At 56.6% G+C, this 13134-nt stretch carries 12 protein-coding genes, 1 tRNA gene and 1 pseudogene; 8 read left to right on the top strand and 6 right to left on the bottom strand.

All coding sequences use genetic code 11. The features are described from left to right. Positions 1–33: 33 nt before the first annotated feature. Positions 34–468 (bottom strand): oxoglutarate dehydrogenase inhibitor Odhl, encoded by a 435-nt coding sequence (odhI, locus tag MHK00_RS07215; protein ID WP_005324732.1) that lies wholly within the window; start codon positions 466–468, stop codon positions 34–36. Between the two features lie 85 nt (positions 469–553). Continuing rightward, positions 554–2845 (bottom strand): accessory Sec system translocase SecA2, encoded by a 2292-nt coding sequence (gene secA2 / locus MHK00_RS07210; RefSeq protein WP_250410994.1) that lies wholly within the window; start codon positions 2843–2845, stop codon positions 554–556. Between the two features lie 87 nt (positions 2846–2932). On the opposite strand from secA2, the gene MHK00_RS07205 reads away from it, so the two are divergent. The 3 genes from MHK00_RS07205 (at position 2933) to MHK00_RS07195 (ending at position 4624) form a co-directional block, all read left to right on the top strand. Beyond that, positions 2933–4090, top strand: coding sequence for a bifunctional alpha/beta hydrolase/OsmC family protein (locus tag MHK00_RS07205; protein ID WP_250410992.1), 1158 nt, complete (start codon positions 2933–2935; stop codon positions 4088–4090). Beyond that, entirely contained in the window at positions 4090–4479 is a 390-nt protein-coding gene (locus tag MHK00_RS07200) for a YchJ family protein (RefSeq protein ID WP_250410991.1), read from the top strand. The genes MHK00_RS07205 and MHK00_RS07200 overlap by 1 nt, the downstream gene beginning before the upstream one ends. A gap of 71 nt (positions 4480–4550) precedes the next feature. After that, positions 4551–4624: transfer RNA gene (locus MHK00_RS07195), tRNA-Pro, on the top strand. Between the two features lie 50 nt (positions 4625–4674). On the opposite strand, the pseudogene MHK00_RS07190 reads toward MHK00_RS07195, so the two are convergent. After that, positions 4675–5246: pseudogene (locus MHK00_RS07190) on the bottom strand (cadmium resistance transporter). Between the two features lie 91 nt (positions 5247–5337). Between MHK00_RS07190 and MHK00_RS07185 the strand changes: the two are divergent. From MHK00_RS07185 to MHK00_RS07170, 4 genes are read left to right on the top strand one after another with little or no spacing between them, the layout of a single operon-like run. Next, on the top strand, positions 5338–6261 hold the full coding sequence (locus MHK00_RS07185; protein ID WP_005324721.1) for an ABC transporter ATP-binding protein: 924 nt from the start codon (positions 5338–5340) through the stop codon (positions 6259–6261). A gap of 39 nt (positions 6262–6300) precedes the next feature. Continuing rightward, positions 6301–7092: a hypothetical protein gene (locus MHK00_RS07180; RefSeq protein WP_005324715.1), complete on the top strand. Its 792-nt coding sequence runs from the start codon at positions 6301–6303 to the stop codon at positions 7090–7092. Beyond that, complete coding sequence (locus MHK00_RS07175) at positions 7092–8237, top strand: sensor histidine kinase (RefSeq protein WP_250410989.1); 1146 nt, start codon at positions 7092–7094, stop codon at positions 8235–8237. Before MHK00_RS07180 ends, MHK00_RS07175 begins: the two co-directional genes overlap by 1 nt. Next, entirely contained in the window at positions 8230–8838 is a 609-nt protein-coding gene (locus tag MHK00_RS07170; protein WP_005324711.1) for a response regulator transcription factor, read from the top strand. Before MHK00_RS07175 ends, MHK00_RS07170 begins: the two co-directional genes overlap by 8 nt. Positions 8839–8882: 44 nt before the next feature. On the opposite strand, the gene MHK00_RS07165 is transcribed toward MHK00_RS07170, so the two are convergent. Next, positions 8883–10265 (bottom strand): hypothetical protein, encoded by a 1383-nt coding sequence (locus MHK00_RS07165; RefSeq protein WP_250410987.1) that lies wholly within the window; start codon positions 10263–10265, stop codon positions 8883–8885. A gap of 204 nt (positions 10266–10469) precedes the next feature. Further along, the gene (locus tag MHK00_RS07160) at positions 10470–10643 is read right to left on the bottom strand and encodes an antitoxin (protein ID WP_005324698.1); all 174 of its coding nucleotides are present in this window, start codon (positions 10641–10643) and stop codon (positions 10470–10472) included. Between the two features lie 336 nt (positions 10644–10979). On the opposite strand from MHK00_RS07160, the gene MHK00_RS07155 reads away from it, so the two are divergent. Continuing rightward, positions 10980–12239, top strand: a complete 1260-nt coding sequence (locus tag MHK00_RS07155; protein ID WP_005324695.1) for a site-specific DNA-methyltransferase — start codon at positions 10980–10982, stop codon at positions 12237–12239. Here the strand turns inward: MHK00_RS07155 and MHK00_RS07150 are convergent. Further along, positions 12236–12982, bottom strand: a complete 747-nt coding sequence (locus tag MHK00_RS07150; protein ID WP_167315517.1) for a CE1 family esterase — start codon at positions 12980–12982, stop codon at positions 12236–12238. The genes MHK00_RS07155 and MHK00_RS07150 overlap by 4 nt on opposite strands. Between the last annotated feature and the right edge of the window lie 152 nt (positions 12983–13134).

Genomic DNA, 13134 nt, shown 5'->3' with positions numbered 1-13134 from the left:
TAGTAAGGAAGCGCGGCTAGTCTACGTAAAAAATTAGCTCTGGTTAGCAATGAAAACCAAGCGGAACTTGCCAATCTGGATTTCGTCTCCCACCTCGAGCACCTGGGAGTTGCGGGGCTCGCGGTTAACGTAGGTTCCGTTCAGGGATCCCACATCAACTACCTCAAACTTGCCGTCATCATTCTTGCGAAACTCCGCGTGGCGGCGGGACACCGTAACGTCATCGAGGAAGATGTCTGCCTCAGGGTGGCGGCCGGCGGTAGTAGTCGCCTGATCCAGCAAGAAGCGGGCACCCGCGTTCGGGCCACGCTTTACCACGAGGAGGGCCTGACCTTCCGCCAAGTTGTCGGTGCCGGCAGCGGTAGCATCATTGCCATTCGCGCCGTTTTCCATCTCCTTGAGCAGGTCTGCGCGGAATACAGATGTGGTCTCTACCTGTGGTTCCGGGGTTCCGGTGTTCTCGCTCATTGTTACCTCCGGGGATTAGTTACGAGTTACTTATAACAATACTAGCGACTCACGTGAGTCCGTGGCCCCTTCGCGGGGAATAATTTCACCGGAAAATGTTTCCGATGCCGCTCAGCACGGAATTTCCCTTGCCCGCAAGGGGGTTATCGGACACCATGTAGGTCCATGTAGCACTCGGACGAGCGAGGCCGGCGTCATCGAGGTGCGCCCCAGCGGCGTCGATAAGCACCGTGCGGAAAGTCTCCACAGACTTGTCGACGGCCCGCTGAGCCAAGTCCTTAAACTCCCTCACCGCAATGCGGTGGTACTCGTCGATCGGCGTCTCACGTGCGATGGCGCGCAGGTGGATCGACTCGCGCACATCGTCCATAAGCTCCAAGTGGTCGGCCCAGGCCAAGTCCAGGTGATAGAGCATAACTTCGCGCGCGGCCTTAATGCGTGCTTCCTCAGGGACCTCCCGTAGCTCTGCTGCGCGCTCCGGAGCGCGTTGGGATAGTTCCTGCCAGGCTTGATCAGTATCCAATAGTTTGGCTCGGCGCTCATCAATAATAATGCGCTGATCCGCCAGAAGCTGGTTATACTTCCAGGTCTGGGCATGAATTTCGAGTAGTTGGCCCTCGGTCACGCGCTGGCAGTGGGCCACGAAATCGCTCACTCGCTTGGATTCAATGCGCCCGTCTTCTGCTGGTTGGGCACGCACTGTCTCGCCGTCGCCGCCTTGCTGGACTACATCGTCTTCAAGGGAGACGAAGAATAGGGACAGGCCCGGATCACCTTGCCGGCCTGCACGGCCGCGCAATTGGTTATCCAAGCGGGCGGTGCGGTGGCGGGAGGTACCGATAACCGCCAAGCCACCCAGCTCCGCTACTGCATCATGGTCAGCTTCGTTAGCGCCGCCCAACTTAATATCGGTGCCGCGTCCGGCCATCTGGGTAGAGACGGTGACGCGTCCAATATCGCCGGCCTCGGCGACGATCTGTGCCTCCTGCTCATCATTCTTGGCGTTGAGCACATTGACGTCAATGCCGCGCTCGCGCAAGGCATCCGCCAGATCTTCCGACTCAGCTACATCCTGCGTGCCCACGAGGATGGGTTGCCCCGTGGCGTGAATGGTGGCTATTTCCTCCACGATGGCGGCGGATTTATCATCGACTGTCGCGAAAATGCGGTCTTGCTCGTCAAAGCGCTGCAGCGGCTTATTGCGGTCGATCACGGATACATGAAGACCATAGAACTGCCGCAGCTGATCGGTCGCCTCCACCGCGGTACCAGTCATGCCGCACACGAGTGGGTAACGCCGCATAAGTTCTTGCAGCGTGATGGTGTCGAGGATGCGCCCGCCTTCGGAAACCTCTAGGCCTTCCTTGGCTTCTACTGCCGCCTGGAGCCCGTCGGGCCAGCGTTGGAGGTCGGCAACGCGGCCCCGGGAGGCGTCGATAAGCTGCAGCTTGCCATCGACCACGATGTAGTGGATGTCCCGGATGAGCAGGGCCTTGGCATGCAGGGCGAGGTTGACCTTCACCAAGATGGTGCCGATATTCTCCTCCGAATAGAGTGAATCAATGCCCAATTCTTGCTCCACGCGGCGTGCACCAGTCTCGGTCAGCTGAACGGTGCGGCCGTCCTCAGAGATGGAGTAGTCCAGCTTCTCGCGCAGGCGGGAAACCACATTGGTGATGTGCCCGGTGGGGGCCTCACCCGGCCGATTACCGGCCAGCACTAGGGGCACAAGGGCCTCATCCACCAAGACGGAATCGGCTTCATCTACGAGGGCAACGTCGCCAGCGGCCTGCACCGTGTGGGAGCGGTCGGTAATTTGATTATCGCGCAACAAATCAAAGCCCAGTTCGTTGACCGGTGCGTAGATAATATCCTGCGCGTAGGCAGCGCGGCGCTCGTCCGGTGTCATGCCCTCTGTTACCGAGGCAACGCTTAAGCCAAAGAACTCCACGACAGGGCGCATCCATTCAGCGTCGCGGGCGGCGAGATAGTTATTGACGGTAACAACGTGGACGCGTTTGCCACTCAACGCGAAACCTGTAGCCGCCATGGCGCCAACCAAAGTCTTGCCTTCGCCGGTTGCCATCTGGATGACGTCTCCGGTGAGCAGGCGCAGGACTGCCTGGGATTGCACGTTGAAGGGATTCATGCCCAAGGTGCGCTCGCACGCTACGGCCAGGGCCGCGAGGAACTGCGCCTTATCCGCAATCTCGCCGCCTTTCACAGCATCGCGTGCGGCTTGGGCTACAGCTGCGTCGTCTTGCTGGCCCAATGCCCGTGCCGCTTCATCGGCTGAACCCACGATGGCCTTGGATTTCTTATCGTTACGTTCGCTTTGCGAGCCCATTGCCTTCCAGAACCAATCAAACGCGCCCATACCTCATCCTCCTTATTTGGATTGCTCCTATCGACTGTAGTCAACCTGGTATGGCTTGCGGGTAAGAGGCCCGTTATTCTAGTTCTCATGCAATCCGTCAATGTTAAGCTGCCTTCGAGCCGGGGTACCGAGATGGCCGGAACCATCGACTTCCCGGATTCTCCTCCGATCGCCTATGCCATCTTTGCCCATTGCTTCGCCGGCTCCCGCCATACTCCCGGTGCTGCCCGCACCGCGAAGCAGCTCACCGAGTTCGGCATCGCCACTTTGCGTTTCGATTTTCCCGGCCTTGGCCAGTCCGCCGGTGAATTTGGCGATACTACTTTTAGCCAGAACGTTGAAGATATTCATGCCGCTGCCGCCTGGCTGACGGAGAACTACTCTGCCCCACAATTGCTCATGGGCCACTCGCTAGGTGGCGCCGCCGCGTTGAAGGCGGCCACCACCATGAAATCACTCAAGGCGGTAGCCACCATTGGCGCCCCCTTTGATCCTGCCCACTCCGTGCTTCACTATGCGGACAAGATCGGCGAGGTCGACGCCAACGGCGAGGTAGAAGTCATCCTCGGCGGCCGCGGCCTTATCATTTCCCGCAAGTTCTTGGAGGACTTGGCAGATACCAATCCCGAGGAATATCTGCCTAAGCTACGCAAGCCTTTGATGGTATTGCACTCGCCCATTGACCAGACGGTGGGTATTGACAATGCGCAAAATATCTTCCTGCTCACGCGCTACCCCAAGTCCTTGGTCTCCCTCGACAAGGCCGACCACCTGCTCACCAAGCAAGGTACGGCCGCTCGTGCAGCGGATCTCATCGGTGCATGGGCCGAGCAGTTTATCGTTCCTGACTACCGCCCAGAAGAAGTAGGAACCGACGCCGCAGTTGCGCAGCCGGCTACCGGCACCAAATTCGGCGTGGTCGTGCGCCACAATGACCATAGCCTCAGTGCCGACCGCACGAAGAAGAATGGCGGCAAGGGTAAGGGCTTTACCGCAGAGGGCCTTATTATGTCCGCGCTGGCCACGGCCGCTACCCAAGCAGTCAAGGATGCCGGCAAGAGGCTTGCGCTTGACGACGTCCACGTGAGCATCACCCAAACCGGCCCCGCCAGCTTTGAGCGCCGCATAGAGCTTGCCGGAAAACTGTCAGCGGAAGAAGAGGCTGCCCTGCGCTCTGCCGCGAAGGACACCGATGTGGAGCGCATGCTCGGCAACGTCACCATCGTGGACGTGGACGCACTCTAATGACGGCTTTTGATTCCTCGCGCCGCTGCCCGTGCGGCACCGGCCTGACCTACGGCGAGTGCTGCGGCAAGTACCATGCCGGCACCAATGCGCCTACCGCTGAGGCGCTCATGCGCTCGCGCTTTAGCGCCTTTGTTACTGGCGACGAAGCTTATCTGCTCCGTACGTGGGATCCCGATACTCGCCCTGCAACACTCGACTTGGCTGATTCTCCCGTCCGGTTTTACCGCCTTGATATCCTAGACACCCAAGCAGGCGGATTGCTCGATAATTCCGGCGTGGTGGAGTTTGAGGCCTTTTATAAAGGCGCGGCCGTTGGCTCACAACGCGAGCGTTCTTCGTTTCGCCGCGTGGGCGGCGCTTGGGTCTACTCCAGCGGCGAGGTTTAGCGCAGGTTACACCCCAAATTTCACAGTAGAATCCTACTGATGTAATCTAGACAAGTCGCACAGTTCGACGGCGGGCTATGGCGCAGTTTGGTAGCGCACTACACTGGGGGTGTAGGGGTCGCAGGTTCAAATCCTGTTAGCCCGACAAAAAGTTCAGTCGGCACCGTGAAGGTGCCGGCTTTTTCTATTATGCGTTTACACCGCAAGCAAGATCGCAATTCCTAATAGAATTAAGACCGCTGGAAACAGTACGCTTTCCCACTTTTCCAGTGTTTCTGCAATGCCCGGCCGCGTGGCCACAAACCGCGCTGCCCACACTAGGGGCGCCACGAGGATTAAGAAGACCACGCAATAGATCGCTACCTCAGCCGGCGAAGAAGTAGTAAATACTGGTACATAGACGCCGATATTGTCGCCACCGTTGGCGAAGGTCACCCCGGCTACCGCAAGTGCGCTCAGCCTTTTACCCGAAACGTCCTCATCGTCGTCCTCGCCCCGCAATGCTTGCCACGCTGCCCATAGGCCCAAAACAATGGAATGAGACCAAAGTAGCGAATCAATTCCTCGGGTAAAACAGCATTAAAGCCCAGTCCGACAGCGGCAGAGGCCGCCAGTATTCCGAGAAATCCCACATACTGACCTACCAGAATCGCGGGCGTCGTGCCCTTGCGCCCAGCACCACGGGCGAAGAAGAGGGACAACACCACAATGTCATCGATATTGGTGGCCACGAATAGTCCAGCAGCGGCTGCGAGAGTAGTAAGCACTTTCCTACCTTATCGCGGCATGACACTTGTCATGAAAATGTGTTGACAGATCCTATTCATCATCTTTGCTGGCTACGGATACTTTCCAGGTATGAGAACTACAGATCCATCTACCGGACAACCGCTGGCTATAGACGTATCCGGAGTCAGTAGAACCTTCGCCACGAGATCCTCCCATCCCGTCCATGCGCTCAGCGATATTTCCTTCAGCATCGCCCAAGGCGAGATCGTAGGCCTATTAGGCACCAATGGAGCAGGCAAAACCACCCTATTCGATCTCATCCTCGGGCTCACCACCCCCACCTCCGGCAACATTTCCGTACTCGGACTCACACCCCACGCTGCGATCCGCGCGGCACAGATTGGCGCCGTGCTGCAAACCGGTGGCCTGCTACCTGAGCTCACAGTCTTGGACACCCTAAAGATGATTTCTTCTACCTTTCCCCATCCCCTTCCCATCGAAGAAGTTGCCAAACAAGCAGACCTAGACCGGATCCTGCACCGCCCAGTAGGAAAATGCTCTGGTGGCGAGCAACAACGTGTGCGATTCGCCCTAGCTCTTGTGGGCAATCCCCAAATCCTATTGCTCGATGAGCCAACAGCTGGCATGGATGCTCAAGCGCGCCACGAGTTCTGGTCCACCATGCACAGACAAGCAGACCAGGGACGCACCATTGTCTTCGCTACGCACTTCCTCGAAGAGGCAGACAATTTTGCAGAAAGAATAATTCTCCTGCATGAAGGAAAGCTGCGCGCAGATGCTAAGGCCACAGAACTACGCGAACAGTCGGGCAAGCGCATAGTCGAGGCGAAATTCGACGGCACACCTTTAAATGCGAAAGAGCTACCCACCGTCACCGAGGTTTCCTTGTCTAACGGCTACGTCCGGATGACCACCCGTGACTCCGATGTACTTGCGAATTATCTTCTCAATCACACCTCGGCCCATGACCTGACTATTCGCACACATTCCTTAGAGGACGCATTTCTTGCTTTGACGTCATCCCAGTCCTAACCCGTCTCTCCGTTGGCTACTTCGTGAAAGGAATATTCAATGACTGCACAGTCAGCAACAACCAGTGCGCGCACTTTCGGGTTTGCCATCCATAACTTGTTGCGCCTTCGCCGTAACCTTACCCCGCTGTTTTTCAGCACGTTCTTGCCGGTATTTTTCTACCTGCTCTTTGGCACCATGATGGATTTTGGTAATGCCTCCTTTAAAGGCGGAAACTTCGCCGCCTTAGAGATGATCAGCATGGCCCTTTACGGCGGCGTCGCTGGTTCCGTCTCCGCCGCTGGCTCCGCCGTGACAGATACCAAGACTGGGTGGGCGCGCCAATTAGCACTTACTCCCCTGCATCCACGGCAGATTCTGTGGGCAAACCTGATATCCATCGGCTTTCAGGCGCTGCTCCCCATCACCGCGGTGTTTATCACCGGTGCCATGACACAAGCTGCAATGCAACCACACCAATGGGTTTTAGCCATTATCGCCTGCGTCCTAGTTTCCATTCCCTTTGGCTTTTATGGCTTGGTGTGGGCCATGGCTTTGCCCACCGACAATTCTGTCGCAATCGCCTCGACCTCCGTTGTCCTCTTCCTCTTTGCCGCCAATGTATTCACTCCCCTTACCGAGCCGCTGATGGAATTCGGCCGCTTCACTCCCCTCTTTGGCCCGGTTGTGCTCGCCCAGTGGCCCCTTGCAGAAGGCATGCAGTTTCTTAACGGGGAGGAAGGCACCGTGTCGCACCCCATGTGGGCCGCATGGTTAAACTTCGCGGTATGGACGACCATCTTTCTCACCGCTTGCCTGGTGCTGCGCTCCCGCGACAAGGCGCGCCGTTAATGGACCCCTTTCGCGAGCCGTGGCGCGGTTTTAGCCTCAATAGCGCTCTTTTCGCCAGCGTATGGTTGGTCTTCCTCATTCCCGGGTTGGTGATGACCTTTACCGCGCCGGGCACGACGCTCACTGGACGAATTGGGGCTTCTGCATGCGTTCTAGCGTTTAGTGCTGTCTACTTCCTTTCTTTTGGCGCTGTGGGCTACTACCCACGCGGATGGCGGTTAGGACAGCGGGTCGGGCTTTACTGGGTGTTACTCGCGGCCATCGCAGCGATATCAATTGGTTTCTTCGGGATAATAGCCGTCACGTTTGTGCCTTACCTGGCGGCGCTGCTCGGCTTTAACCTCTCGCTACGCCGGGCATTAGCGCTTACCCTGCTAATGGGGACCGTGCTCGCCACCACCACGTGGTTCTTCGCTCCTGAAAGCACCGGCTGGGCCCTGATAGTCCTCTTCGCCTGGCCGATACTACTAGTGCTACTAGGTACATTTTCCCAGCGCGAAGATAGCCGCGCTGAATTGGAACACGAATTGGACTTGGCACGCCAACGCGAGGATATCGCTACCGATGTTCACGATCTCTTGGGCCACTCTTTAACCGTTATCAACCTCAAGTCAGAGCTTGCCCGCCGTCTAATAGATTCGAATCCACAACGGGCACAGCAGGAGCTCCAGGAGGTGAGCGCGCTTTCTCGGAGGGGCTTGGCGGAAGTCCGCTCCACAGTAACCCGGATGCGCATGCCCACTTTCGAAGGAGAAATCCACGCGACTCAACGGGCACTCGACACTGCCGGCATTGTGTCGTACTTGCCCTCTGCGGCAAAAGGCGCTGGGCTTTACGACGCCGAATTTTCCTGGGCCCTACGCGAGCTAACCACAAACGTGGTGCGCCACTCAGGCGCAGCGCACTGTTGGGTCCAGGTGACAGACCACCAACTCCAAGTGGTGGACGATGGCTGCGGGTTTGACGCTGACGAAAGCCTTTCTAGTGCCCACGGTGGGATTGACGGTTTGCGTAAACGCATAACAGATGCTGGCGGGCACCTGCTCTTTGCGCGCCGCAATGGCTGTACTCTGGCCTTGGTTACTATGAATGGCGACACGGACTTTCTTCCTCTTACTACCGCCGGAGGCTCAGGCAATGACTGATCCCATCCGAGTTCTCATTGCTGAGGACCAATCATTGGTGCGTGGGGCGCTAGTTGCCCTCTTGGACACAGAGCCGGATATCAGCGTTGTGGCTGAGTGCGCAACGGGCGCGGAAGTTGCAGGGCTCGTCGCCAAGCATGGCGTCGATGTTGCCCTACTCGATATTGAAATGCCCGTTAAGAACGGTCTTGATGCGGCCGCTGAACTAGAGGGCACGGGTTGCCGCAGCCTGATTGTCACGACCTTTGGGCGCAGTGGCTACGTCAAACGTGCTTTGGAAACGGGCGTAGCTGGCTTCGTAGTCAAGGACACCCCACCCGAACAACTTGCCGAAGCCATTAGGCGAGTGCACGCCGGTCTAAAGGTCATCGACCCTGCATTGGCCCAGGAGACTATTTTCACGCCGGACAATCCACTAACCACACGCGAAAAGGAGGTCACACGTCATGTCTTGGAGGGGAGCGACACCCGCCAGATTGCCGGGCACCTTCACCTGAGCACTGGCACAGTGCGCAATATTGTCTCTTCGCTCATCGCCAAGACAGGAACTGGGAACCGCTATGAGGCAGCAACTACGGCACATGCCCGGGGATGGATATAGAAAAAAGAGGAGCCCGCTGCGGGTCCCCTTTATTGCTTGACTTCCTATTCTGGCTTCTTTAGCTCAAGGACATTGACCATGCCCTGAAGAACCACGTCCATCACCTTGGAAGCTAGGTTGAAGTAGAAATTAGCCGAGTGATAGCGCAGGGCTCCTACAGTACTCAACTGCGAGAGGCCGTGGATGCAGGCCCACAGCGCCGCAATCTGGGTAAAAAGAATCCATGGCGATCGAGGTCCATTCGACTCAGAAATGGCATCGCGCACCAGATTCATGATGAAGGTAAAGGCCTTACCCATATCAAATGGCTGCTCACTATCGCCGGACTCATCGAAAGAGACGGGCACGATCGAGCGGCTCGAAACCTCAATGAGGGCGACAAAGCCGACGGGGTCTTCTAGCGCATACTCCAAATACCCGAAGCCGGTTGCCTTAATATAAGCCAGCCCGTGGGATCCTTCCGGCACGGCCTGGTTCTGGCGCATGATTGCTAGCGTATTGGCTTCATCCAAAGACTCTTCCAAAGATTGCAGCAGGTGAGAATTACCATCGAAAAGATGCTCCGCATCTGCCAAATCCACGCCTGCTCGTGCAGCAGCAGAACCGAGATGCAAGCTAGGCAATCCATTTTGGGCTATCTCTTCGGCCGCACCGCGGAAAATGGCTGCACGCTTTTCCTCAGCCGTAGACTTTGGCATGTCCTTGGCTGCTATAGTAAACGGTTCCGCTTGTTCGCCAACGAGTGCTAGCGGTTCAAAGGGCGCAATCTCCCCGTCACGCAAGCTAACTTCCAAGCCAGAGAACAATGTCTCAATGCAAGCATTGAAGGTCTGCTTCTTCGCCGCAGGCGAGAGATGACGCATAATGCCGAACGTGGCCAAGTGCGTAATACCCTGCAGCTCAGACAAGTAAGTAAGTGATTGGATCACTACCAGGCGGTGCTCAAAATCGCCGCGTGCTGCAATAGCTGCTTCCCGCATGTGCTCAAGCATCCAGCGGAAGGTGGGCGGGAAGGCATCAAAGCTCTTCGCCTCTTCGATCCCGTCCTCAAAGTTGGGAAAGCTCGTTACCGTCTCGCAGTTGTTATAGGCTGCGAAGTAAGCGGGGTCATCAACAGCCCAGTTGAAGTAGGCCTTGGCAGACTCGCGAAGTTTCTGAATCGCGGTCGCGTCAGCCGGCAGTTTATCGAGTGCCTCATAGGCCGCTACTCGGAGACGCTCGTCCAAGAACCGGCTGGTCTGAATATAAAGGTCGTGGTCATCTTCAAAGAAAGACTTGGCTTCATCGACTGGAACAGCGATCTGCTCCGCCACAGCACAAACCTTTAAAGCGTCGCGCCCACCCTTAGCCAGGATACGGGCACTCTGCTCCAGCAAGCGCTGCTTAGTGGAGCCCGCATGGGAAACGGTGCCTTCAAGATTGTTCACAAATATAATCCTAGCGATTTCATGCAAATTTGCTTGGGATTCGTTCACTTTATAAGTCGAGCCACCCACAAAAAGGTGGGAGCGCCCATGTAGACCTTTGCCAGCTTTGTGCGGCTGGTCTTCATATAGCTTTGGCCCCCTACCCTTGCGGGCTGGGGGCCAAAATGGAAAGTAGGCATTCGCCCTTTAAGCGGGCGAGTCTATTTACTCGTTGCCAAGCTTGCCGTCAGCTGCGTCACGAGCCTTGTCGATCTGGTCAGCCTTGTCCTCGCCCAGCTTGCCCTTAGCTGCGTCCGCAGCCTTGTCCAGGCCCTTGTCGGTGAGCTCTTCGCCCTTGTCGGAGTTCAGTGCGTCCTTTGCCTTATCGAAGATACCCATGTGGTTATCCTTTCTTCTCGTTCTAGGTTTATCTAAAAGCTGCCGTGTCCGGCAACACACCCCAACGTACCGATACTTGAGTCAACATGCCACCGAAAAGTCTTTTAGGCCACTAGACCAAATAAGTTTTACTGCCGGGTAGCAAGGTTGCACTAAGGGGTATCCAGACTCCCCCGCAGCCTATCGAGCACCCAATAAGGCCTGCTGCTTTATCCCTACCCCAGCGAAGTATAAGCAAAATCGGGGTGCATATTTTAACTTCAGGCCAATTTTCCTCAGTCTTGCAAATGATAGCGTTAGACGGTAACGACGATTTACCAACGAAGGCTTCGCACCATGGCTTCAACTACCCCAGCGCCGCCGTCCACCCCGGAACCGGGCACGGAGTTCTTTGGCTTAGTATGGCCAGGTAAAGAGGCTGCCCGAGCAGCTGCCAGATCGCCGCTGAGCCGACGTTTCACGCGTGATTCCGCGCTCAGCACAGCCTGCGACACGGACAACGCGATTATTGCGGCAGATAATCTTCCGGTTCTGCAAAGGCTCACCTCCCGCGGAGAACTCTTTGACGTTATCTATATCGACCCGCCTTATAACACGGGCAAAGACTTTGTCTACCGCGATAACTACCGATTGCGCCGCCAGATGCGTTCCGGAAGCTATGCAGAATGGCACTCGCAATGGCTGTCGATGATGCTTCCCCGACTCATCTTGGCCCGAGACGTACTTTCCGCACAAGGTTTCATTTTTGTCTCCATCGGAGAAGACGAAGTGGCCAATACGCGCAAGGTACTCGATGAAGTTTTTGGAGAGGAGTGCTTTGCCGGCCAATTGATTTGGAAAAAGGCCGGCACCGGCAAGAACGATTCTAAGTACGCGGTGGTAGAACACGAATATATTCTGTGTTACGCCCGTACTCCCGACAATCCGGGGTTCAATGTCGATCTCCACGGTCACACTTCTACCAAATACAACCATGAGGATGACAAAGGGAAGTACTCCTTGGTGCGTTTAGACTCTAAGACCCTTGGGTACCTTCCCTCCCTCGACTTCCCTATCTCTGGGCCCGACGGCAAGGAATATTGGCCGGACCAGCCGGTGGGAAAAGAAAAGGTCGCCCGTTGGCGCTGGGGCCGGGATAAGGTTGAACAGCGCTTCGATGAGCTCGTCTTCCGGCGAGGCTTCGTCTACACCAAGAACTATCAGAAAGTTGGTGCACGCCCGCGCTCAATTTTGGACGGGGAGCGCTTTGGGGTGACCCGCACTGGCAGGCGCGATGCTGAAGACGTCATGGGGATAGAGGGCGTTTTCGAGTTTCCCAAACCGGTGCGCTTGATTAAGCACCTCATTTCCATTGCGGGTGGAAAGAATGCGCGCGTCCTTGACTTTTTTGCGGGCTCCGGCACCACTGCCCAGGCGGTAGTGGAACTCAATAACGACGATGGGGGCACTCGGTCTTTTCACCTTGTGCAAATTCCAGAGCCAACCTCCCCGCGTAGCGCTGCTCATCGCGCGGGCTTTTCTACCATTGCAGATATTTGCATTGAAAGGGTGCGCAAGGTTCCAGGCGCTAACTTTCAGGTCTATCGCCAGGACTAAGTCTGTGCGGTACCGGACGGGCGACCGGGAATGCCGAAGAAGTCTAGGACGCGGTCGGTAGCAAAGAATTTGCCTACCTCATTGTGCGCGTCTGCTGTACCACCAGGCCATACGTGTGAGCCTCCGGCGATACGGATGTGTTCAAGCGGTGCGGTACAGCCGCTCCACTTCATATCGAGTGCATTGTTGACCAGGCGGGTCGTATCGACATTGGTAGAGCAACCATTGCGTTTACGGTCTTGTTCCAGCACGGATTCCACAGAATAGTACTTGGTCTTATGGCGCGTTCCACCGTAGTAGCCCACCACGGGGTCCACGGTGCCGTGCATATCCAATCGGCCCACGGGTGAATGAGCACAGTCTTTGAGAATATCTTTGTAGTAGGCGGCGGAAACTGTAGCCACGGATTTAAAGACATCGGGCATCTGACAAGCCAGGTAGGCGGCAAACCCGCCACCGTTCGACATCCCGGTAGCAAAAATCCGGGAGTCATCTACCCGATACGTGGCTCGAACGGCATCAATGATGTCGCGAACAAATTTCTTGTCTTCTGCCGTTGACGTCTTGGCATAAGGAGCAGGGCTCCAAGCCTTCTTTTTACCTTCTGCGAAAACAGTGATGGCATCAGCGGCATCGAGGCGGGAATAGCCGCGGAGATTCTCAGCAGATTGTCCCCAGCCTGGAAAGGCCAGGACCATGGGCCACTTTTTCTCCCCAGTGTAGTCTTTGGGCACGCTGAGGATAAAGGAACGGCCCGAGGGCAGATTAACTGTTGTATAGCTTCCCGGCTCGGGTCCGCTCAGCGGTGCGGAGGTTGGAATACCTAGGTTTTTCGTCTCAGTTGGGACTGCTTGAGGCGCGGAGTCCGGCGAATCGGCCGAACATGATGCGCCGG

The sequence above is a fragment of the Corynebacterium tuberculostearicum genome, from assembly GCF_022347385.1.
In the GTDB taxonomy this organism is placed as follows: domain Bacteria; phylum Actinomycetota; class Actinomycetes; order Mycobacteriales; family Mycobacteriaceae; genus Corynebacterium; species Corynebacterium tuberculostearicum_M.
Note: the sequence above shows the minus strand (reverse complement) of the source record. Positions and strands in the feature narration are given on the sequence as shown.

Excerpts from the sequence above, each read along its gene's own strand:
- odhI (WP_005324732.1), bottom strand. The coding sequence starts at position 468 with ATGAGCGAGAACACCGGAACCCCGGAACCACAGGTAGAGACCACATCT.
- secA2 (WP_250410994.1), bottom strand. The coding sequence starts at position 2,845 with ATGGGCGCGTTTGATTGGTTCTGGAAGGCAATGGGCTCGCAAAGCGAA.
- MHK00_RS07205 (WP_250410992.1), top strand. The coding sequence starts at position 2,933 with ATGCAATCCGTCAATGTTAAGCTGCCTTCGAGCCGGGGTACCGAGATG.
- MHK00_RS07200 (WP_250410991.1), top strand. The coding sequence starts at position 4,090 with ATGACGGCTTTTGATTCCTCGCGCCGCTGCCCGTGCGGCACCGGCCTG.
- MHK00_RS07185 (WP_005324721.1), top strand. The coding sequence starts at position 5,338 with ATGAGAACTACAGATCCATCTACCGGACAACCGCTGGCTATAGACGTA.
- MHK00_RS07180 (WP_005324715.1), top strand. The coding sequence starts at position 6,301 with ATGACTGCACAGTCAGCAACAACCAGTGCGCGCACTTTCGGGTTTGCC.
- MHK00_RS07175 (WP_250410989.1), top strand. The coding sequence starts at position 7,092 with ATGGACCCCTTTCGCGAGCCGTGGCGCGGTTTTAGCCTCAATAGCGCT.
- MHK00_RS07170 (WP_005324711.1), top strand. The coding sequence starts at position 8,230 with ATGACTGATCCCATCCGAGTTCTCATTGCTGAGGACCAATCATTGGTG.
- MHK00_RS07160 (WP_005324698.1), bottom strand. The coding sequence starts at position 10,643 with ATGGGTATCTTCGATAAGGCAAAGGACGCACTGAACTCCGACAAGGGC.
- MHK00_RS07155 (WP_005324695.1), top strand. The coding sequence starts at position 10,980 with ATGGCTTCAACTACCCCAGCGCCGCCGTCCACCCCGGAACCGGGCACG.